This is a genomic window from Actinophytocola sediminis, assembly GCF_054779715.1.
The window spans coordinates 1-20,113 of the sequence record NZ_BAAGXS010000049.1 but is presented as its reverse complement, the minus strand read 5'-3'; the positions used below and the strand labels follow the sequence as shown (position 1 = coordinate 20,113).

At 69.0% G+C, this 20,113-nt stretch carries 24 protein-coding genes and 1 pseudogene; 11 read left to right on the top strand and 14 right to left on the bottom strand.

Annotated elements, in window-relative coordinates:
• Positions 1–9: 9 nt before the first annotated feature.
• From ACYVIP_RS27400 to ACYVIP_RS27390, 3 genes are all read right to left on the bottom strand, one after another.
• Positions 10–531, bottom strand: a complete 522-nt coding sequence (locus ACYVIP_RS27400; RefSeq protein WP_460401372.1) for a hypothetical protein — start codon at positions 529–531, stop codon at positions 10–12.
• 86 nt (positions 532–617) lie between these two features.
• Positions 618–1,124 carry a hypothetical protein gene (locus ACYVIP_RS27395; protein WP_460401370.1) on the bottom strand — a complete coding sequence of 169 codons (507 nt, stop codon included), beginning with the start codon at positions 1,122–1,124 and terminating at the stop codon, positions 618–620.
• 29 nt (positions 1,125–1,153) lie between these two features.
• Positions 1,154–1,927 (bottom strand): NYN domain-containing protein, encoded by a 774-nt coding sequence (locus tag ACYVIP_RS27390; protein ID WP_460401368.1) that lies wholly within the window; start codon positions 1,925–1,927, stop codon positions 1,154–1,156.
• 125 nt (positions 1,928–2,052) lie between these two features.
• Here ACYVIP_RS27390 and ACYVIP_RS27385 point away from each other — a divergent pair, with 125 nt between their 5' ends.
• Together ACYVIP_RS27385 and ACYVIP_RS27380 are read left to right on the top strand one after the other, a co-directional pair.
• On the top strand, positions 2,053–2,193 hold the full coding sequence (locus ACYVIP_RS27385) for a hypothetical protein (RefSeq protein ID WP_460401366.1): 141 nt from the start codon (positions 2,053–2,055) through the stop codon (positions 2,191–2,193).
• Between the two features lie 92 nt (positions 2,194–2,285).
• The gene (locus ACYVIP_RS27380) at positions 2,286–2,672 is read left to right on the top strand and encodes a tautomerase family protein (protein WP_460401364.1); all 387 of its coding nucleotides are present in this window, start codon (positions 2,286–2,288) and stop codon (positions 2,670–2,672) included.
• Here ACYVIP_RS27380 and ACYVIP_RS27375 read toward each other — a convergent pair.
• The 5 genes from ACYVIP_RS27375 to ACYVIP_RS27355 all read right to left on the bottom strand — a co-directional run bounded on the left by ACYVIP_RS27375 (position 2,662) and on the right by ACYVIP_RS27355 (position 7,195).
• Complete coding sequence (locus ACYVIP_RS27375) at positions 2,662–3,924, bottom strand: caspase family protein (protein WP_460401362.1); 1,263 nt, start codon at positions 3,922–3,924, stop codon at positions 2,662–2,664. The genes ACYVIP_RS27380 and ACYVIP_RS27375 overlap by 11 nt on opposite strands.
• On the bottom strand, positions 3,921–4,283 hold the full coding sequence (locus tag ACYVIP_RS27370) for an effector-associated constant component EACC1 (RefSeq protein ID WP_460401360.1): 363 nt from the start codon (positions 4,281–4,283) through the stop codon (positions 3,921–3,923). Before ACYVIP_RS27370 ends, ACYVIP_RS27375 begins: the two co-directional genes overlap by 4 nt.
• 453 nt (positions 4,284–4,736) lie before the next feature.
• Entirely contained in the window at positions 4,737–5,240 is a 504-nt protein-coding gene (locus tag ACYVIP_RS27365) for a hypothetical protein (RefSeq protein WP_460401358.1), read from the bottom strand.
• A 12-nt stretch (positions 5,241–5,252) separates the two neighbouring features.
• Complete coding sequence (locus ACYVIP_RS27360) at positions 5,253–6,515, bottom strand: hypothetical protein (protein WP_460401356.1); 1,263 nt, start codon at positions 6,513–6,515, stop codon at positions 5,253–5,255.
• Between the two features lie 56 nt (positions 6,516–6,571).
• Positions 6,572–7,195 carry a hypothetical protein gene (locus ACYVIP_RS27355; RefSeq protein ID WP_460401354.1) on the bottom strand — a complete coding sequence of 208 codons (624 nt, stop codon included), beginning with the start codon at positions 7,193–7,195 and terminating at the stop codon, positions 6,572–6,574.
• A 206-nt stretch (positions 7,196–7,401) separates the two neighbouring features.
• Here ACYVIP_RS27355 and ACYVIP_RS27350 point away from each other — a divergent pair, with 206 nt between their 5' ends.
• From ACYVIP_RS27350 to vanX, 4 genes are all read left to right on the top strand, one after another.
• Entirely contained in the window at positions 7,402–8,073 is a 672-nt protein-coding gene (locus ACYVIP_RS27350; RefSeq protein ID WP_460401352.1) for a ComEA family DNA-binding protein, read from the top strand.
• A 146-nt stretch (positions 8,074–8,219) separates the two neighbouring features.
• Positions 8,220–9,182, top strand: a complete 963-nt coding sequence (locus ACYVIP_RS27345; RefSeq protein ID WP_460401350.1) for a D-isomer specific 2-hydroxyacid dehydrogenase family protein — start codon at positions 8,220–8,222, stop codon at positions 9,180–9,182.
• Positions 9,179–10,210 (top strand): D-alanine--(R)-lactate ligase, encoded by a 1,032-nt coding sequence (gene vanA / locus ACYVIP_RS27340; protein WP_460401348.1) that lies wholly within the window; start codon positions 9,179–9,181, stop codon positions 10,208–10,210. Before ACYVIP_RS27345 ends, vanA begins: the two co-directional genes overlap by 4 nt.
• A complete protein-coding gene (gene vanX / locus ACYVIP_RS27335; protein WP_460401346.1) occupies positions 10,207–10,815 on the top strand; it encodes a D-Ala-D-Ala dipeptidase VanX in 609 nt (202 codons plus the stop codon). The genes vanA and vanX overlap by 4 nt, the downstream gene beginning before the upstream one ends.
• 7 nt (positions 10,816–10,822) lie before the next feature.
• Here the strand turns inward: vanX and ACYVIP_RS27330 are convergent, their stop codons facing one another.
• Positions 10,823–11,002: a hypothetical protein gene (locus ACYVIP_RS27330; protein ID WP_460401597.1), complete on the bottom strand. Its 180-nt coding sequence runs from the start codon at positions 11,000–11,002 to the stop codon at positions 10,823–10,825.
• On the opposite strand from ACYVIP_RS27330, the pseudogene ACYVIP_RS27325 reads away from it, so the two are divergent.
• Both ACYVIP_RS27325 and ACYVIP_RS27320 read left to right on the top strand, forming a co-directional pair.
• A pseudogene (locus tag ACYVIP_RS27325) lies at positions 10,919–11,295 on the top strand (GNAT family N-acetyltransferase). The gene ACYVIP_RS27330 and the pseudogene ACYVIP_RS27325 overlap by 84 nt on opposite strands.
• Positions 11,295–12,404, top strand: coding sequence for a UDP-N-acetylglucosamine--N-acetylmuramyl-(pentapeptide) pyrophosphoryl-undecaprenol N-acetylglucosamine transferase (locus ACYVIP_RS27320; protein WP_460401344.1), 1,110 nt, complete (start codon positions 11,295–11,297; stop codon positions 12,402–12,404). The pseudogene ACYVIP_RS27325 and the gene ACYVIP_RS27320 overlap by 1 nt, the downstream one beginning before the upstream one ends.
• On the opposite strand, the gene ACYVIP_RS27315 is transcribed toward ACYVIP_RS27320, so the two are convergent.
• Together ACYVIP_RS27315 and ACYVIP_RS27310 are read right to left on the bottom strand one after the other, a co-directional pair.
• The gene (locus tag ACYVIP_RS27315; protein ID WP_460401342.1) at positions 12,387–13,472 is read right to left on the bottom strand and encodes a sensor histidine kinase; all 1,086 of its coding nucleotides are present in this window, start codon (positions 13,470–13,472) and stop codon (positions 12,387–12,389) included. The two genes, ACYVIP_RS27320 and ACYVIP_RS27315, sit on opposite strands and share 18 nt — an antisense overlap.
• Positions 13,473–13,482: 10 nt before the next feature.
• Positions 13,483–14,163, bottom strand: coding sequence for a response regulator transcription factor (locus tag ACYVIP_RS27310; RefSeq protein ID WP_460401340.1), 681 nt, complete (start codon positions 14,161–14,163; stop codon positions 13,483–13,485).
• Positions 14,164–14,249: 86 nt separating this feature from the next.
• Between ACYVIP_RS27310 and ACYVIP_RS27305 the strand changes: the two genes are divergently transcribed.
• Positions 14,250–14,732, top strand: a complete 483-nt coding sequence (locus ACYVIP_RS27305; RefSeq protein WP_460401338.1) for a M15 family metallopeptidase — start codon at positions 14,250–14,252, stop codon at positions 14,730–14,732.
• On the opposite strand, the gene ACYVIP_RS27300 is transcribed toward ACYVIP_RS27305, so the two are convergent.
• The 3 genes from ACYVIP_RS27300 to ACYVIP_RS27290 all read right to left on the bottom strand — a co-directional run bounded on the left by ACYVIP_RS27300 (position 14,729) and on the right by ACYVIP_RS27290 (position 18,549).
• On the bottom strand, positions 14,729–15,580 hold the full coding sequence (locus tag ACYVIP_RS27300) for an LLM class F420-dependent oxidoreductase (protein ID WP_460401336.1): 852 nt from the start codon (positions 15,578–15,580) through the stop codon (positions 14,729–14,731). The genes ACYVIP_RS27305 and ACYVIP_RS27300 overlap by 4 nt on opposite strands.
• 72 nt (positions 15,581–15,652) lie before the next feature.
• A complete protein-coding gene (ligA, locus tag ACYVIP_RS27295; RefSeq protein ID WP_460401334.1) occupies positions 15,653–17,647 on the bottom strand; it encodes an NAD-dependent DNA ligase LigA in 1,995 nt (664 codons plus the stop codon).
• A gap of 53 nt (positions 17,648–17,700) precedes the next feature.
• A complete protein-coding gene (locus ACYVIP_RS27290) occupies positions 17,701–18,549 on the bottom strand; it encodes an NUDIX hydrolase (RefSeq protein ID WP_460401332.1) in 849 nt (282 codons plus the stop codon).
• A 99-nt stretch (positions 18,550–18,648) separates the two neighbouring features.
• Here ACYVIP_RS27290 and ACYVIP_RS27285 point away from each other — a divergent pair, with 99 nt between their 5' ends.
• Together ACYVIP_RS27285 and ACYVIP_RS27280 are read left to right on the top strand one after the other, a co-directional pair.
• Complete coding sequence (locus ACYVIP_RS27285; protein WP_460401330.1) at positions 18,649–19,071, top strand: PaaI family thioesterase; 423 nt, start codon at positions 18,649–18,651, stop codon at positions 19,069–19,071.
• Positions 19,072–19,115: 44 nt separating this feature from the next.
• Positions 19,116–19,586: a PH domain-containing protein gene (locus ACYVIP_RS27280; protein ID WP_460401328.1), complete on the top strand. Its 471-nt coding sequence runs from the start codon at positions 19,116–19,118 to the stop codon at positions 19,584–19,586.
• Positions 19,587–20,113 lie beyond the last annotated feature (527 nt).

Genomic DNA, 20,113 nt, shown 5'->3' with positions numbered 1-20,113 from the left:
ACGGTTCGGTCAACCGCGGCCGGCAGTGCCTCGGCGAGGCGGTCGCGCTGTTCCTCGTGCGACAGGACAAGGATGTCGGGAATGATGCGCCCGCCGGAGATGAGCGATTCCGCGGAAAGCCCGTAGACCGGTTTTCGGGTTTTCGGGTTTTCGGGTTTTCGAACTGATCGTCTTAGTGTAACCGATTCCATGCGAGACAACGAGAATCGGCCCAGGTAACTCGTGTAGGCCACCGCTGGTGTTCGCGGTGAGCACCAGGTCCCAGTTCGTGTGCACCGCCTGCTGCCACGACACGACGGCGAAGCCGTTGTCGACGAAGTGTTCGGCGACGCCGGACGGTATGCCGGCGGTGTCGGGGCAGGTGTGCACGATCTGCACGCGCGCGTCGGAGTCGAACAGGTCCAGGAGATCCACGAGCCGGTTCGCCGACGCCATCGTGTGCGTGACGAAGAGGATCTTGTGGGTCCGCGCCACCGTGGCCCACCGGTCCGCGTGCAGGCCGACCGGGGTGTTGACCCAGGTCGCTGTCATGTGCCCGCGCCGATCGACATACTCCGCACGGTAATACCCGCCGTGACCTCGGGCGACGTGGTCGTGATCACCTGGTCGGGCGCCGGTCAGGCCGGTGTGCGGCGGCCGAACGGGCTCCGGACGTCGACGTCGGATCGAGCCGCCTCGATGAAGTCGTCGATGGACGCGGTGAAGGCGCGCAGAGCGGTGTCGTGTTCCGGTCGCATCCGCTCGTCGACATGTCCGCCATGGCCCGGTGTGCTGTTCTCCCGGATGTGCGTGATGGCGGCGGCGAGCTTCTCGGCCGCGAGCACGGTGTCGGCCATCCGCGTGGTCACGTCGCGGTGCGCGAGGAACGGCGCCTCCGCCGCGCGGTCCTGGAGCTGTTTGACGAGCGCCGAGGTGCCGCCGGGGGTCGCCGGCCAGATCTCGACCTTGCGCAACTCGTTGCACGTGGCGAGAAACTCCCGGTAGAGCGTGAGCAGATGTGTGGTCCACTGGAAACGAGTGTCGCGCCGCCCCTTGCGATGGTCGATCCACACGGTGACCGCGAGGGTCAGCAACACGCCGCCGAAGGTGATGAGTGGCGTGGTCCACGGAGAAGTCGAACTCATGGCCGGACGGTACCGCTGTCGGCGCCGGTTCAGTGTTTCCTGTCCGGGCGGCGGCGTTTGTCGCGGACGTAGAGGATGCCGGATTTGTTGTCGCCGGGGCTGCGGCGTTCGGTGTCGAACAGGGTGGTGGCGGTGATCAGGTCGCTGAGTTTGGCGTAGCCGTAGGTGCGGGAGTCGAAGTCGGGTTGTTGTTTGGTGATGATCTGGCCGACGGAGGCGAGGGTGGCCCAGCCGTCGTCGTCGGAGGCGGCTTCGACCGCGTTGCGCAGTTGGTTGGTCAGTGCGCTGTCGCTCTTGAGCTGGGTGGCGGGGGTGGCCGGTTTTCGGGTGGGTGGGGCGTCGGCCGGTGTTGGGGTGTCGGCGTAGGTGAGGTTGTCGAGGTAGACGAACTTGTCGCAGGCGGAGACGAAGGGTTTGGGGGTTTTGCGTTCGCCGAAGCCGTAGACGGTGAGACCGGATTCGCGGATGCGGGCGGCGAGTTTGGTGAAGTCGCTGTCGCTGGAGACCAGGCAGAAGCCGTCGAAGCGTCCGGTGTAGAGCAGGTCCATGGCGTCGATGACCATGGCGGAGTCGGTGGCGTTCTTGCCGGTGGTGTAGGCGAACTGTTGCATGGGTTGGATGGACTGGGCGAGCAGGTGGTCCTTCCAGCCTTTCAGGCTGGTGCCGGTCCAGTCTCCGTAGGCGCGTTTGACGTGTGCGGTGCCGTATTTGGCGACCTCGGCCAGCAGGCCGTCCAGGCGTGCTGGGGAGGCGTTGTCCGCGTCGATGAGCACCGCGAGCTTGGCGGCGTTCTCACTGGCCATTGTGGAATCCCCACGATCGACGACTGCTGCCTGGCTCTGCGTTTCCAGCCGAAGCTGCAGAGGAGCCTACCCCGAACATCGGGGCACGGCCGGGGCACGAACCTCGCGTGGTGTCTACTTCGGCCATGGCGCGGACACAAGTGGTGACCTACCGAGGTTTCGCCGCCCGACTCGCCGAGCCGGGTGACTGGCTGCTGACCTTCACCCGCGCGCGGTGCTCACGGGCGAGCTGGGGTTGTCGCTCGACCCCTGACCTCGCCATCTGACCTCGACACCGCGCTCGTTGACATGCGTCCGTCCGATCTATTACCTTTGTTGCCGAAGGTTATTTGCTAGCAAACATAATGGCGAGGTGATCATGCCGCATCTGACTGTGCACGTCCTCGAGGACGACCTGGTCGGCCGCGAGACCGAGTTGATCGAGGCGCTGACCGACGCGGTCGTCGCGGTGTACGGGGACTGGGCGCGGGACATCGCGGTCGTGCACCTGATCGGTCTGCCGGCGAACCGCTGGGGCATCGGCGGCACACCCGCGAAGGCGCCGTCGCCGAGTGTGTTGTTCGGTATCAAGGAAGGCGCGTTCAGCCGGCCGGACGCGGCGGACATCGTGGCCCGGCTGGTCTCGGGAGTGACCGACGCGCTGGTCGCGGTGTTCGGTGAGCGCGTCCGCGCCGGCGTGAGTGTCGAACTGGTCGGCTCACCCGCCGGGCGCACCGGTATCGGCGGGGTCGTGGTCACGCCGTAGGGCCGGGATGTCCTGGTAGCTCGACGTGCTGGTCGTGAAACCACTCGGGCGGCGGCGCGGCGAGGGTGGCCTCGCGGCAGAGGCGGACGGCCTTGAGCGGGTACTCCGCGAGCAGACCGCGCAACAGCATGCGTGCCTGGTCGGGATCATCGGCGATGAGCATCCTGATGACCTTGGCGACGTTGGGTTCCATGGTCCTGGTGGCGGTGGCCACGATGATGACGGCATAGCCGGGATCCAGCGCCCGCAGCGCGTCGGTTCTCGGGTCGAAGCGGATGCCCTTCTGCCACCGGAGAGCCGACGGGGTGAAGAACACGGACTCCCAGCCGTACCGGTTGGCGTACGCACCGGCGAGCCCGCCTTCCTGGCGTCGCCGGGTGAGCCATCCGCGGACCCTGCCCGCGTCCTCCCCGCCGCGCCGGATCACGACGCCGGTCCACCACGCGCCCAGGACGTACTCGTCGGTGTCCGGCAGGTCCGGGGAGTAGGCCGCGTTCCGGACGAGGGCGAGCTGGGCCGCCGAGTTCTCGCCCCACACCTGGGGCGGCGGCAGGTGCTGCTGGCGCATGCGGCGGCGGGCGCCAACATACAGGTCCTGCAGGGTGAGCACGTCCGGCCGATAGGGGACTCCCTCGGCCATGACCGCGAGCAGGGCGCCGGTCAGGCCGGGAAACCGGGCGCCGGCAAGGATGTGGGAGGCCATGTCGGCCTTGCCGGAGGCCAGGATCCAGCCGCCGTCGACATCCTGGGCGTCCAGCGCGTTCGCCGCGAGCGTCGCCGGGTCGCCCATCGGGACGCCGGGCAGGGCGCGTCCGCTGTAGCAGCAGTCGACCACGAGCAGCCGGTTTCGGGCGGGACACGACCGCAGTTCGGCGAAGACCCAGTCGACGGGCAGACTGTTGCGGTATGGACGGTCCCTTGTGGACCCGGTGAGGCCGAGCAACAGGGGCTCGCGCTCGGACTTGGCCGGCAGGCCGAGCAGTCCGTGTCCCGCGTAGTAGATCAGCGCGGTGTCCTCGGCATCGGCGATCAGCTCGCGGAGCCGGTCGACGACCTCGGCTGGATCGCCGGGGTTCGTGATCAGCGCGCAGTGTCGCGCGCGAAAGCCGCCGATGTCCTGGCTGGTCAGCGTTTCACGCAGGGCGCGCGCGCCGTCGGCCACCTCGGGAAGGTCGGGGAGCAGAGGATCGTTCGGGTACTCGGCGGTGGCGATGAACACCGCCCGGGATCGTTCGGGGTCGATCAGCCTCACGGTGGCGGCCCGGTCGCGCCGCCGTCCCGCAGCGCCCGCACGACTGACTCGATGGTCTCCGGCGAGCTGTTCCGCATGACCACGGTGGTGCCCTCGTGCTCGATGAGCACGGTCGGCGGCTCGCCGTCCTGGGGACGCCGCGGCTCCCGGGGCCGTAGCCACGCGGCGAGCGCGATGACGATCGACGTGATGTTCAGTCCGCCGCTGAGGACCAGCTCCACCCAGCCGCCGTCGCCGCCCAACTCGCCGGCGCGGACGGGGTCGCGGTGCACGACGGGCCTGCCGTGCCGGCGGATGTCGTCGTACTCGAGCAGCGTGTGCGCCAGCGTGTCGACGGACTGCCGGACCACGATTCGCACCGGGCAAGGCTACCGCGTGAAACAGCGTTGACTGGCTGAGCGAAACCTGTTGTGTGACCGAGGTGCCGTTACCCTTCATGGCTCCCTACGACCAGGCGGCCTGGGAGAAAGTCCAGCGCGCCAAACAGAAAGTCCTCACCCGCACGTCCAGGACCGTCGTGCCGGCCGCCGTTCGCCGGCGGGTGGCCACCGCGGGTGGCGCCGTGCGCAGCGGACTGTCGAGGGTTCGCGGGGTGCCGGGTCACGCCGAGGAGGCGGGGCGACCACTGGGTGGTGACCGTCCAGAACCCGAGCACGGGCTTCGTGTCCCTGCGCGCGACCGCCTCGGACCGCTCCGGCAACACCGTGACCGAGACGATCACCCGCGCCTACCGCGTGGCCTAACTGCCCTGAATGCCTCATTCGTGACGGTGAACGTCGCCAATGAGGCATTCAGGGCATGGCCGAGGAGGTTCAGCGGGTCACGCGGCCGAGGGGATCCTCGTCGAACCACTCGTCGTCATCGTCGTCGCGGCGGGAACGGCGGGTGGCGGTCGGCTCTGGCTCGGACTCGGCGGGCGGCTGGTCTGCCGGCGGGGCCGGCAGCACGCCGAGCTCGACCAGGTCGTCCATGCTCGCCGGCGGCACCCGGTTCAACGACCGGAACGCGGCGGCGACCTCGGGGGCCAGGGTGCCGTAGAACAGCCCGTCGACGACCTCCCGCCAGGTCAGCTCACCACGCTCGATCTGCTTGACCACCTGCCGCCACTGCTCGGTCATGGCGTGGCCGAGGATGTACTTCTTCATCCGCTCGACGTCCTCGTCCGACGGCGGGTCCTTCTCGTTGAACCGCTGCTCGAACTGCGCCACCTTGGCCTCGAGGTTGCGGGCCAGGTTGAGCGCGTAGTCGGCGCGGGCGTTGAGCTCCCGCTCCGCGTGGTCCATCTCGGGCGTGTGCAGCCCGCGGTCCGGTCGCATGCGCACAGCCTCCTAGTTCCCCGCGTTCGCGGCGATCTCGTCCAGTTCGGTGAGCGCGTCGTCCGCCTTGTTGGCGTTCTCCTCGAGCGCGGTCTTCTGTTCGTTCAGCGCGGTGGTGCTCTCGTTGATCGACTCACCGGTGGCCACCGCGTCGGACAGGCTGCCGATCTCCGGGATCTGCTTGATCGTGTTGATCAGTTCCTCGAGGGTGTTGAAGTAGTTCTGCATCGTCTCGACGATGTTCTTCATCGCCTCGAACAGGTCGAACACCGCCGGGACCATCTCCACGATGGCCTGGATGTCGTCGATCAGGTCGTCGATCTCGACGCCGAAGAGCTTGCCGACCCACTTGGCGGCCGACTCCAGGAGGCCCCAGGCCCAGCCGATGAACGGGATCGCCTTCGTGGCGAGCCGCGCCGCCGCCCGGATGATCGCGTTGATCGCGTTGATGGCCATCTGGGCGATCTTCTTGGAGACCTCGGAGATCTTCTCGAAGCCGGCGGCGACGAACGTGCCGAGCTTCTCGCCCGCCCAGGCCGCGCCCTTCTCCCAGAAGATGTCGAGGAACTGGGTGAAGGCGGTCGCGGCGTCGCCTTCCCAGTGGTTGGTGGCGAGCTTGGTCCCGTTGCTCAGCAGGTTCGCCGCGAGCAGGCCGAAGTTCGTGCCGACGCTCTTCCACGCCTCGCCGTTGGCCGTGATGCTGTTGTAGTTGCCGGCCAGCGGTGAGACCAGCGAGTCGGTGAAGCCCTTCCCGCCGTCGATGTTGCACTCCGACCAGATCCAGTCGAGCACGGTCAGCACCGGCCCGAAGTCGTCGAGGTCGTCGGAGTACTTGGTGTCCGGCCGGTCGATCTCGCCGATCTCGAGGTTGGTGTACTGGAAGTTCGAGTAGCCGCCCTCGGTGTAGTTGGCGTAGCCGTCGTGGCCGTAGCCGGCGCCGAAGGTGATCTCCTGGTCGTTGTCCCCGTTGAGCTTGTTGTAGTCGAACATCGTGATGTTGCCCTGCTCGACGTAGCCGTAGTCCTTGGCCGCCGAGCGGACGCTGTCGCCGAGGTCGCAGAGCTTGCGTTGCATGAGGCTGAACGCCGAGCCGACGAGCACGGACGCGTCACCCTTGACGACGTTGCCGAGTGGTTCGAGCAGCCCGGTGAAGCCGTGGGCACTCATGCCCTCGTCGCGGGCCAGGGTCTCGATGGTCGGCAGTGTGTAGCCGGCCTCCGCCCCGAGGTAAAGGCCGAAATCGGCGACTGCCGACTCATCAACTTCAAAACCCATGCGTCCAGCGCCCCCTGTTGTTCGGTGTCGTGTCTTCCAGATTCACGTCTGGCCGGTTATCGCAGCTCGGACTCCACTTTCGGGAGCAGTTCGTCGGCGATCGGCCGGAGCTGTTCGACCGTGCCCGCCGGGTACGCCTTGGTGAGGACCTCGACGAACTTCCCGTCGACCTCGACGATGGCGACCAGGTAGCTGCCGCCGGAGTCGACGTTCAGGTCGCTGCCCGCGTAGCCGGCGACCGCGCCCAACCCGTCAACCGGCTGGTAGGCGACCGGCGTGCCGTCGTCGGACAGGGACGCGTCGAGCGCCTCCTTCGCGGTCGACGCGTCGGTCATGTGCGTCACCTTGGTGGTGACCTGCAGCTTGTTCTCGAGGTCGGCGACCTCCGCGTCGATGAACGCCTGGGACTGGTAGGTGCACACGACCGAGCTGTCCTGCTCCGGCGGGTTCACCCCACCCAACGCGTCGGCGAACGGCTCCCCGAAGCTGTCCTCGAGCCGTGCGAGGTCGACCATGCCACAGAGCGTGTTGCCGTCCAGCCCGGCCAGCGGACCGTCGGCCGCCGTGGCGTCCGGCTCGGTGGTCGGCCCACCGCCGGCGTCGGAGTCGGCGTCCCCGCCGCAGCCGCTGAGCACCATCGCCGCCGCCATCACGACGATCCCGGTCACCGTGCGGACCACGTCGGCCCCCCTTCGTAGTTGGTTCGGGCGGATTCTGCCATCTCATACCGGCGTTCGCGGGGAAACCACCGAACAGCCGAAATCGAGCCCGGACCAGGTCGCCGATGGTCACGGTTTCGGCAGCAGCGGCCCCGGGCGCGACCAGGAGGGTAACGGCGGATCCGCCCAGCCGATGACTGGTCGACGGCGGGTGGCGGAGGTGGCGTATGTCCAAGTGGCCAGGCAGGGCGGTCCGGATCGGCAGCCTGTGGTACGTGGTGGTGCCGGTGTTGACGGCCGGTCTGCTGACGTTCCTGCCGTTCCTGCACGCCGCCATCCGGTTGCGCCGGCTGTGGGTGTGGCTGGCGACCGTCGTGTTCGTGATGGTCGCGGGCGGCGTGCTGTACGTGTCCGGGCAACCGGAGGGCACGACCGCCGGTGCGGTCGACGCGGTGTTCGTGATCGGCGCGCTCAGCTCGATGGTCGTCGGCACCACGGTGCTGGTCGGGCTGCGGCGTGAGGTCTTCGGCCTCGGCGAGCCCGAGGGCGCGGGCGCTGAGGGCACGCCGGCGATCGATCCGGCCGTGGGGCAGATCCTGCGGGCGCGCACGAAGCGGGCGCAGGCCCGCGAACTCGCCGCCGCCGACCCCCTGATGGCCCGCGAGCTGCGCATCGGCCGGCCGGATCTCTCCGGTGACTACGACGACGGTGGTCTGGTCGACCTCGCGACCGCACCCGAGGCTGTGATCGCCGAGGTACTCGAACTGTCCGCCGAACAGGCCGAGGACATCGTCGCCGTCCGGGACACCGTGCTGACCGTGGACGACGTGTTCTCCCTCGCCGAGCTGCCGGTCTCCGCCTGGGACCGCATCAAGGATCGCGCGGTCGTCATCCGCTGATCGCGGCCGGCATATCGCCGGCATATCGAAAACCGCATACCCGCTGGCAACACCGCGTTGCCTTGACTGGCGGCATGCCCTATCGCGAACCAGCACGAACAGCGGCCCGGTCGCTGGCGTCCTGGTCCTCCTCGGCGGTGCCGACCATGGGAATCACGGTGTACGGCTGCGGGCCGGACGAGGCCGCGCTGTTCCGGGAGATGGCGCCGCGGTTCGCGATCGAGCCGACGATCACCGAGGTGGCGGTGTCCGAGGCCACGGTCGGGCTGGCGGCCGGAAGTCGATGCGTCAGCGTCGGGCACAAGACTCGGATCACGAACTCGACGCTGCTTTCACTTGAACAGGCCGGAGTGGCGTACATCTCGACCAGAAGCATCGGGTACAACCACATCGATGTGCGCTACGCGGAGAGCATCGGCGTTTCCGTGGAGAACGTGGCCTATTCGCCGGACAGCGTGGCCGACTACACGCTGATGCTGATGCTGATGGTGGTGCGGAACGCGAAATCCATCATCGGGCGGGTGGCCGTGCATGACTACCGGTTGCCTGAGGTGCGCGGGAAGGAACTACGCGACCTGACCGTCGGCGTGGTCGGTACCGGGCGCATCGGCGTGGCGGTCATGGACCGGCTGCGTGGTTTCGGCAGCCGCGTGCTGGCCCATGACAACCAGCCGAGGGCCGCCACGGACTACGTTCCGCTCGACGAACTGCTGCGGCAGAGCGACCTGGTGACGCTGCACACGCCACTTGCCGCGGATACCTACCATCTCCTCGATCAGCACCGTATCGCGCTGATGAGACCCGGCGCGTTCGTCGTGAACACCGGTCGCGGCGCGCTTCTTGACACCGAGGCCCTGGTGTCGGCGCTGGAGAGCGGCGCGTTGGGCGGTGCGGCGCTCGACGTCCTCGAAGGCGAAGAGGGAATTTTCTACACCGACTGCCGGAACACGCCCATCGTGAGCGAGCAGTTGTTGCGGTTGCGGGAACTGTCGAACGTGATTATCAGCCCGCACACCGCCTACTACACGGAGCACGCCCTGCGGGACACCGTGGAGAACTCGATCATCAACTGTCGGAAGTTTGTGAGCGGAAAGCAGCACTGGATATGAAAATAGGAATTATATTCGGCGGCTGCTCCGAAGAGCACGCCGTCTCCGTCAAGTCCGCGCAGCAGGTCGCGAAGCACCTGGACACCGAGAAGTACGAACCGGTCTATATCGGGATCACGCGGACCGGTGCCTGGCAGCTGTGTGCCGGCCCCTCGGCGGACTGGGAGAACGGCGACTGCCGGCCGGCGGTGCTGTCACCGGACCGCGGCGTGCACGGACTGCTGGTGCTGGAGCAGGGGAAATACACCACGATCGGCCTGGACCTGGTGTTGCCCGTGCTGCACGGAAAGCTCGGCGAGGACGGCGCGATCCAGGGCCTGCTGGAGCTCGCCGGCATCCCCTACGTCGGCTGCGACATCCAGACCTCCGCCCTGTGCATGGACAAGACCCTCACCTACCTGGTCGCCGGCGACGCGGGTGTCGCGACGCCGAATTTCTGGACCGTCACGGCGGACGACCCGGTCGACCCGGATTCGCTGACCTATCCCGTCTTCGTCAAACCGGCCCGTTCGGGGTCGTCCTTCGGTGTCAGCAAAGTGTCCGGACCGGCAGAGCTGGCGGCGGCCGTGGAGACCGCGCGGCAGTACGACTCGAAGGTGCTGATCGAACAGGCGGTCGTCGGCAGCGAGGTCGGCTGTGCCATCTTGGGCAACGAGCTGGAGCTGGTCGCCGGCGAGGTGGACCGCATCGCGCTGTCCCACGGCTTTTTCAAGATCCACCAGGAGAGCGACCCGGAAAGTGGCTCCGACAACTCGGTGGCCATCGTGCCCGCGGACATCTCGGCGGAGTCCCGCGCGCTCGTGCAGGAGACGGCCAAGCACGTCTATCGCGCCCTGGGATGCCGGGGGCTCGCCCGGGTGGACCTGTTCCTGAAGGAGGACGGCACCGTCGTGCTCAACGAGGTCAACACCTTTCCCGGCCTGACCTCCTACAGCCGCTACCCGAGGATGATGACCGCCGCCGGGCTGCCCCTTGGCGAGGTGATCGACCGGGTCGTGTCGTTGGCGTTGACGGGGAAGATCCAGTGAAGGCGGACTTCGCCTTCCTGGACGAGTTCGCGCCCGGAATACGCTGGGACGCCAAGTACGCCACCTGGGACAACTTCACCGGAAAACCCGTGGACGGCTACGTGGCGAATCGTATCGTCGGCACGAAGGCACTGTGCGCGGCGCTGGAGAATGCGCGGGAGAAGGCCGCGTCCCTGGGTTTCGGCCTGCTCGTCTGGGACGGTTATCGCCCGCAACGTGCCGTGGACTGCTTTCTGCGTTGGGCACAGCAGCCGGAGGACGGCCGGACGAAACCGCGACACTATCCGAACATCGACCGAGCCGAGATGTTCACCAAGGGATATGTGGCCGCCAGATCGGGCCACAGCCGGGGCAGTACGGTCGATCTGACGCTCTATCACCTGACCACCGGTGAACTCGCGCCCATGGGCGGCGATCACGACCTGATGGACTCGATCTCCCATCACGGGGCGGCGGGAATCGCGCTGCTCGAAACGAGCAACCGCGAGCATCTCCGCGCCATCATGGCGGCCGGTGGCTTCCGTTCCTACGAACGCGAATGGTGGCACTACACGCTGAACGACGAACCCTATCCGGATGACTACTTTGACTTTCCCATTGCGTAATCCTGGGCTACGACGGGCACGCGCCACCGACGCGGCCGCCGTCAACGACCTGCTCCACCAGCTCGGCTACCCCCAGGACGACCCCGCGGCCACGGCGACCCGAATCCGCGCCTGGGCCGACGATCCCGCCAGCGCGGCCTACGTGGCCGAGGCCGACGGTGACCTGCTCGGCCTGGCTGCGGTCCATGTCTGCCCGTTCTTCGAACGCACCGGCTCCTGGGCCCGGCTCGTGGCGCTGGTCGTCGCCGAGCACGCCCGCCGCCGGGAGTCGGCGGCCGGCTGGTGGCCGCCGCGGAGGAGTTCGCCACCAGCCGCGGCTGCCTGCGCATGGAGGTCACCAGCGCGGACCGCCGCCAGGACGCACACGAGTTCTACCGACGACAGGGCTACCTCGACCAGGCCGCCGGGTCATCCCGGTTCCTCCGCGATCTCAAGGACACCCACCGCATGAAGCTCCACGAACCAGGACACCCGGCGTGATGGCCCCGCGCGTCGTGGTCGCCGGCGGCCATTCGGCCGGGCACATCGAGCCGGCGATGAACTTCGCCGACGCGCTGCGCCGGCTGATCCCCACGGCCGAGATCACCGCCCTGGGCACCGTCCGCGGCCTGGACACCACGCTCATCCCGGCCCGCGGCTACCCGCTCGAACTCATCCCACCCGTGCCGCTGTCCCGAAAACTGGACAGTGCGCTGCTGAAGACACCGGGCAGGCTGCGCGACTCGGTGCGGGCGGCCGGGGCGGTGCTCGACCGCGTGCTGGCCGAGGTCGTCGTTGGCTTCGGCGGCTACGTGGCCATGCCGGCCTACCTCGCCGCCCGCCGCCGGGACCTGCCGATCGTCGTGCACGAGGCGAACGCCCTGCCCGGCGTGGCCAACCGGCTGGCGGCCAGGATGACCACGCACGTGTTCACCGCCGCGCCCAGCGTCCGGCTGCCGAACGCCACCGCCATCGGGATCCCGCTGCGGCCCGAGATCACCGCGCTGGACCGGCCCGCGCTGCGCGCGGCCGCCCGGCAGCGGTTCGGCCTGCGGCCCACCGGGCCGGTGCTGCTGGTCACCGGCGGTTCCCAGGGCGCGGGGACGATCAACGCCGCGGTGGCCGGCGCGGCCCCGGCGTTGCGGGCGACCGGCGTGCAGGTCCTGCACATCACCGGGCCCCAGCACGTGGTCGAGGTGCCGGCCGGTGACCCGCCCTACGTCGTGGTCCCCTATGTCGACCAGATGCGCTACGCCTACGCCGCCGCCGACTTCGTGATCTGCCGCTCGGGGGCGATGACCTGCGCCGAGCTGGCCGCTGTCGGCCTGCCGGCCGCCTACGTCCCGCTGCCGCTGCGCGGCGGTGAGCAGCGGCGCAACGCCGAGCCGGTGGTCGCGGCCGGCGGTGGGCTGCTGGTCGAGGACGCCGACCTCGACCGGGCCTGGATCGAGCGCACGCTGATCCCGCTGCTCACCGATCCCGGGCGGCTCGCGGCGATGTCGGCCACCGCGTCGGCGGCCGGCGCCCCGGACGCGGGCGTCGTCCTGGCCAGGTACGTGCTCACCGCGGTCGCCGAGCGGCGGGCGGTCGGGTCACGTCACGGCGGGTAGCCGCACGGTGACGTGGAGCCCACCGCCGGGGCGGGGGGCGATGGCCAGGGTTCCGTCGTGCGCCTCGGTGATGCTCCTGACGATCGCCAGGCCAAGGCCGGCACCCGCGTGGTCACCGCGGATGCGCTCGGTGCCGCGCTGAAACGGCTCGGTGAGGGTGGCAACCACCGACGGGGCGAGCAGCTGGCCGGTGTTCTCCACCGTGAGCTCGACCGCCTTCAGGTGCACGCTGGTCGTGACCCACACGGTGCCCTGTGCCGGCAGGTTGTGCACGATCGCGTTGTGCACCAGGTTCGTGGTCAGCTGCAGCAGCAGCGCGTGCGAGCCGACGGTGGCGGCCTGGTCGCCGGCGGTCTCGATGGTGACGCCGTGTTTCTCGGCGAGCGGAAGCAGCGTCTCGGTCGCCTCCTCCGCCGCCAGCGACAGGTCGACGTGCTCCCTGGTGAAGGCCCGCTGGTTGGCGCGGCTGAGCAGCAGCAGCGCCTCGGTGAGGTCGATCGCCCTGGTGTTGACGAAGCGCAGGCGCTCGACGAGCTCGCCGGTGTCCCGGCTCGGATCGTTGCGGGCCACGTCGAGCAGGGTCTGGGTGATCGCCAGCGGGGTGCGCAGCTCGTGGGAGGCGTTGGCCGCGAACCGCTGCTGTTCGGCGTCGTGCGCCTCGAGCCGCGCGAGCATGGCGTCGAAGGCGTCGGCGAGCTCACGGAACTCGTCCTTGCTGCCTTCCAGCTGGATGCGGTGGGTGAGCGAGCCGTTCGCGGTCAGGCGGGTCGCGTTGGTGATCCGGGTCAGCGGCGCGAGCATGCTGCCGGCCAGCAGCCAGCCGCCGAGCAGGCTGAACAACAACAGGAACGCCAGCATCGCGGCCGCCTTCGGGGCGAAGGCCTCCAGCAGGTCGGAGCGGTCCGGGATGACCATCGGCCCGGGCCCCGACCCCGGTTCGCGCGGTGCGCGGAAGATCGTCTCGGGGACGTAACGCAGCAGGAACACCCACACGACCGCGAGTAGCAGGACACCCGCGAGCATGAGGAAGCCGGCGTAGCTGAGGGTGAGCTTGAGGCGCACGCTCATCCCGGGCGCCCTATCCACGGTCCTCCGTCCGCTCGGTGTCGATGCGGTACCCGACGCCGGGCACGGTGGCGATGATCCAGGGCTCGCCGAGTCGTTTGCGCAGCGCGGAGACCGTGATGCGCACGGCGTTGGTGAACGGGTCGGCGTTCTCGTCCCAGGCCCGTTCCAGCAGCTCCTCCGCGCTGATCACCCCGCCCTCGGCGGCGACGAGCACCTCGAGCACGGCGAACTGTTTCCTGGTCAGCGCGACATACCGGCCGTCGCGGTAGACCTCGCGGCGGAACGGGTCCAGCCGCAGGCCCGCGATCTCCCTGACCGGCGGCCTGCTGTAGGCGCGCCTGCGGTCGAGCGCCCTGAGCCGGAGCACGAGCTCCTGCAGCTCGAATGGCTTGGTGAGGTAGTCGTCGGCGCCCAGCTCGAACCCGGAGGCCTTGTCGTCGAGCCGGTCGGCGGCGGTGAGCATCAGGATCGGCATGCCGCTGCCGGCGGCGACGATGTTCGCGGCGATCTCGTCCCCGGACGGCCCGGGGATGTCGCGGTCGAGCACGGCGATGTCGTAGGTGTTGATGCTCAACAGCTCCAGCGCGGTGTGGCCGTCACCGGCGATGTCGGCGGCGATCGCCTCCAGGCGCAGGCCATCGCGAATGGCCTCGGCCATGAAGGGTTCGTCCTCGACGACCAGCACACGCACACTCCGATGCTAGGAGCTGACGCATGTCGTCGGCATATCGAAAACCGCATACGTGCTGGTAACGCCGCGCCGCCTTGATTGACGGCATGCCCTCCCGCGAACGAACAGCACCCCTCGGCACGGCACACGGCGCGGTCCCCGACCCCGTGACGGTCTTCGACGACGACCTGCCGGCGGTGGCCAACCTCGATCCAGAACTGCTCGCCGCCCTGCGCCGCGCCGCGAGCGCCGCCGCGGCCGACGGGGTGGTGGTCGTCGTCAACGGTGGCTGGCGGTCGCCGGAGTACCAGGAACAGCTACTCCGGGAGGCGGTCACGACCTACGGCTCGGCGCGGGAGGCCGCCCGCTGGGTGGCCACCCCGGACACCTCCGCGCACGTGTCCGGGAACGCGGTCGACATCGGACCGGCCGCGGCCAAGGCGTGGCTGGCCGAGCACGGCGCCACGTTCGGGCTGTGCCAGATCTACCGCAACGAGCCATGGCACTACGAACTGCGCCCAGAGGCCATTGTGGACGGTTGCCCGCCCATGTACGCCGACCCGACGCACGATCCACGGATGCGGCGCTAGAGCGCGAATCGCCCGGCGAACGCGGACAGTTGGTCCCGTTGCCGTGCCGGCTCCACGGCGGTGGCGCTGACGACGATCCGGGTCACGCCCCGCGCGGCGAGCGCCGCGACGTCGTCGGTGGACATGTCGATGGACCCCCATCTGGTGTATTCCAGGGCGTCCGCGCGCCTGCCGGCCTCGTGCGCGGTCGACCGGGCGAGGTCCAGCTGGCGGGCAAGCTCGTCGGGAGTACGCCCGCCGCCGGGAAAGTACCCGTCGCCGCGTCGCCCGGCGCGGCGTGCGGCCGCCAGGCTCGAACCGCCGACGTGGATCGGAAGTTGAGTGACCCCAACGGGTTTCGGAAAACTGCACACATTGTCGAAGGAGAAGAACTCGCCGTCGAAGCTGACGCCGTCCTCACCGCCGGCCCACAGCAGGCGCAGCACGTCGATCGCCTCGTCGGCCCGCCGGCCGCGGGTCGCGAAGTCGACGCCGACCGCCCTGGCCTCCTCCGGCAGCGTGCCGAGACCCACGGTCAGCAGCCGCATCCGGCCACCGGACAGCACGTCGATGGTCGCCAGCCGCTTCGCCAGGATCACCGGATGGTGGTAGGGGAGCAGCAGCACACCGGTCCCGAGCAGGATCCGTTGGGTGGCCGCGGCGACGAAGCTCAGGCAGTCGAGTGGATCGGCGTAGGGCAGCCCTGGCGGGATCTCGTGGGCCCCGACCCGCGCGCCGGGATACACCACGATGTGCTCCGGCAGGTACAGCGCCTCGAAGCCGCACTTCTCGGCATGCCGCGCGTACGCCACGATCCGGTCGGGGTCGACGCCGAAGTAGGACGTGCTGTAGCTGATCGCGAACTTCATCGTCAGCACGCTAAACGTTGTCGTCGACGGCAAGGCAACGTGCGCGCGCTCACTGTCCGGAGTAGAGCGCCGTCAGGTCACCCCGGCCGCGATGAGCTGCTGCCAGATCTCGCTCTGGTCGACGACCTGGACGCCGTGCTTCTCGGCCTTGGTGAGCTTGCCCGCGCCGACGTCCGCGCCGGTGATCAGCAGGTCGGTGTTGGCCGACACCGAGGAGGCGGCCGTCGCGCCCGCCTTCTCGCACAGGCGCTGGAAAGTGGGCCGGGGGAGTTTCTCGCCGGTGCGCGGATCGCTGATCGTGCCGGTGATCACCACCGTCTTGCCGGCCAACGGCGCGTCGGACGCGACCACGGGCGGCAGGTCCTCCTCGAGAACGTCCAGCGAGACCTCGAGCGCACGCAGGCGCACCAGCTCGGGCCGCAGCCGGGCAAGGTGTTCGCTCAAGGAGGCGGCGACCCGGGGCCCGATGTCCTCAACGGACACCAGACGCTCCTCGCCGGCGTCGGCGACCTGCTCGATGGAGCCGAACCCCGCCCGGCACAACCGGGTGGCGGTGCCCGCCGACGCCATCGGGATCGCGAGGCCGATCAGCGCCCGCCGCAGACCGACCCGACGACTGGCGTCGATCGACTCGATCATCCGGGTGGCGGAGACCTCGCCGATCCGGTCGAACTCCAGCAACTGCTCCTTGGTCAGGCGGTAGAAGTCCGACGGATGCTCGAGAATCCCGGCCTCGGCGAGTCGCTCGATCCACACCGGCCCGACGGCCTCGATGTCCGCCGCCGCCCTGGACGCCCAGTGGACCAGCCGGCGCACCGTCTGCGCCGGGCAGGCCACGTTGGTGCAGAACAGCTCGCGGCTGTTGCCCTGTTCGGTCAGCCCGTGGCCGCAGGACGGGCACGCGCTCGGCGGCACGATCTCCCGCTCGGCACCGGTGCGTTTGGCCGCGTCGAGCACCCCGGCGACGAACGGGATCACGTCACCGGCGCGGCGGACCAGGACCGTGTCGCCGATCCGGATGCCGCGCGCGCGGATCACCTCCTGGTTGGCCAGCGTGGCGCGGGTGACGTTGCCGCCGCCGACGAACACCGACTCCAGATGGGCGACCGGGGCGATCTTGCCGGTCTTGCCGACGTCCCACACCACGTCGGTGAGCACCGTCGTCTTCTCCTCGGCGGCGAACTTGAACGCCAGCGCACCACGCGGCGAGCTGGACCGCGTGCCGGCGGCGGCGAAGGCGGCCCGGTTGGCCAGCCGCAGCACGGCGCCGTCGAGGTCGTAGTCCAGCTGGTCGCGCAACCGTTCGATCTCGGTGATCACGGTCTGTGCCGCGGCCGCGTCGGCGCAGTGCCGCATGTCGGCGACGGTGAACCCGAGCGTGCGCAACCCGTCCGCCAGATCGGTCTCGACCCCACCCGGATCGGAGGTGTCCAGGTCGAAGGCGAAAAACCGCAGGCGCCGCTCGGCGACCGTCGCCGGGTCCTTGGCTCGTAGGGTGCCCGCGGCGGCGCCGCGCGGGTTGATCAGCGGCCGGTCCGGATGCGCGGTGTTGAACGCGGTGAACGTGGACCGCAGCATGACCGCCTCGCCCCGGATCTCGATCCGGCCCGGCGCGTCGACCCGCTGGGGGATGCCGTCGATCAGCGCCCGCGCCAGGAGGGTGACGTCGTCGCCGGTGGTCCCGTCGCCGCGGGTGATCGCCCTGGTCAGCCGCCCGTCCTGGTAGACAAGCGCGAGCGACAGCCCGTCCAGCTTGGGCATGACCACCGCCGACTGGCCGGGGAAGCGGTCGAAGAACGCCACGACCTGCTCCGGCTGGGTGGCCTTCTCCAGCGACAGCATCGGGCGCGAGTGCCGGATCGGCGCGTGGAGCACCGCCGGTGCGCCCACCTGGTCGAGTGGGTTCGGGTCCGGCGCCAGCTCCGGGTTGGCCTCGATCAGCCCCCGTAGCTCGTCCTCGATCGCGTCGTACTCGGCGTCGGCCACCAGCGGCGAGCCCTGGTAGTAGGCGTCACGCAGCTCGATGACCTGGGCGGCGAGTTCCAGAATCCGTTCACGAACGTTCACAGCGCACTACGCTACCCAGACCCACCGACAACGCCACAGCGCTCGTCACGATCTCAGCTGACTCCCCTCCTGAGCCCGAGAACGGTCTGCTCGAACAGCGGGTCCTCTGGGCGAAGCCGCTGGTGTCGTACCAGGAAGTCGAGAACCACGAGATTGCAGTCCGGCTTGAACCGGTCCGATTCGGTCACCAGGTGAAAAACCTCGTCGATCGGCAGCAGTTCGAACCCCGCCACCTCCGCGTCGATCGGCCGCGGCACGAACTCCGCCGGCAGCTCCAGATCGAAGACGTAGTCGACATCGCGAAGGAGAATGTCGCCGTATTCCATGAAGATCGTGATCGCACTGACCCGCCTGATCGCGTCGACCAGCTCGACGCCGACACCGGCCTCCTCCCGAGCTTCCTTGCCGGCCACCATTTCCGGCGTCATCGACGACGTCATACCGCCGGCCACCATCTGATCGAGCAGCCCGGGAAAGGTCGGTTTCCCAGCGGAGCGCCTGGCGATCCACATCAGGATGTCGTCGCCGTCACGGACGTAACCGTTGATATGCGCGCCACGGTTGATGAAACCGAACATCCTGGTCACGGCGCGTTCCATCCGCATGACCACCGGCCCGTCCGGAAACGGGACGATGTCGTAGGTCTCGCCCCGCCAGCCGGGCACCATGCCCTGGTCCCGCCACCGTCGCGCGGTCTCCGCCAGTGCCGCCGTCCGCTCGGCCGGAGTCCTCAGGCGTTCGTCCAACAGCACCATGTTCGGCAGTATTTGAAATATCGTCTCCGCTCGGAACAGGTCCAACCGATCACGGTTGACCCAACCAAGATGAAACCCACCCGCGACGAACGGCGTGTACATCCGCAGGTCGCGGGTGTTGCAGATCGATCCCCAGTCGTAGGTCATGATGTCCGTTCAGGCTCGCGATCCGAGTGCCCGCCGGATCGTAGTCACTGGTCCGTGGCCTGCGCGGCCTGCCCGTCAACCGAACTGATCGGAGCGTTGGTGATCGACCTGGAGTTCGCCCGCCGAGGACTGGCGGCACAACCGTTCAGCGTCCTGCTCGGGGCAAGCCTGACCGAGTTCGGCGACGGTAAGGCCACCATCGAACTCGACATCCGGGACGACCTGAGGCAACAGAACGGTTATGTGCACGGGGGAGTGCTGTCCTACCTGGCGGACAACACGTTGACCTTCGCCGCCGGCACCGTGCTCGGTCCCGCGGTGCTCACCGGCGGCTACAGCATCGACTATCTCCGGCCGGCGACCGGCGACATGCTTCGGGCGGTCGCCGTCGTCGTTCAGGCAAGTCGGTCACGAGCCACCTGCCGGTGCGAGGTGTACGGAGTGGACGCGGACGGCACCGAGACGCTGTGCGCGGCGGCACAGGGCACCGTCATCGCGCCGAAATCGGCAGCAGGCAGCTGACGATTTCGGGACTGGTCCCCACCGGTCCTGCGAGGATCGTCCGCGTGACTGAGGATCGGATCGTGTACCGCGTGTCCGCCGCCATGATCGCGATGGTGCTGGCGATCCTGGTCGGGGTGGGCGTGCTCCTGCAGATCGCGCTGTCCTTAGCCGACTCGCCGCCCGAAGTGCTGCTCTGGATGGGCGTCGGCTGGCTCCTGTTCACCGCGTTCATGCTCGCGTTGACCGCCCGGCCGGCGACCGTGGTCTCCGGAGCGGGTATCGCGGTCCGTCGAGTTTTCGGTGCGCGCCGCCACCCGTGGACAGAAATCGCAGACATCCAGATCGAGGAGGTCTCCGGCCAGTCCGCGCCCCGGCTCCAAGTACGCGGCGCGGTGATCTACGACCCGCGGTCACACCGGACAGTGCTGCCCTACCTACACCACCGCCGGCTCGGCCCGACGAAACTCGAGGCAGAGGTAGCTGAGCTACGCCGCCGCTGGGAGACCGAACGCGGCCCGGCCCAGCGAACGTGACCCAGGTTGTCAGCCCCGCTGACGCGGGGACGACCCAGCCGAGAAGCAGGGCATGACGTTGGGCGGCGGAACATCCCCGCTCACACGGGGACGACGGTGAAGACACCCGTTTCCCACTCCGTCCAGCCGGAACAGCCCCACTCGCGCGGGGACGACAAGGGGAGAAGGAGCACCAGACCGACATCCGGGGAACAGCCCCGCTCGCGCGGGGACGACCTCAGCATCGGGTTGACCCGCAGCGCCAACTCCGGAACAGCCCCGCTCGCGCGGGACGACTACGACTACGCCGAGACCGAGGACGAGATCGGGGGAACAGCCCCGCTCGCGCAGGGACGGCCACCTCGGCCACATGGACGTGCTGAGCGTGTTCGGAACAGCCCCGCTCGCGCGAGGACGACGAGGCGTGGCGGATCTACACCGAAGGCGGCGGAGGAACAGCCCCGCTCGCGCGGGGACGACCAACAGGCGACCAAGCACAAGCTCAAGTACGGAACAGCCCCGCTCGCGCGGGGACGACAGGGTGGCGT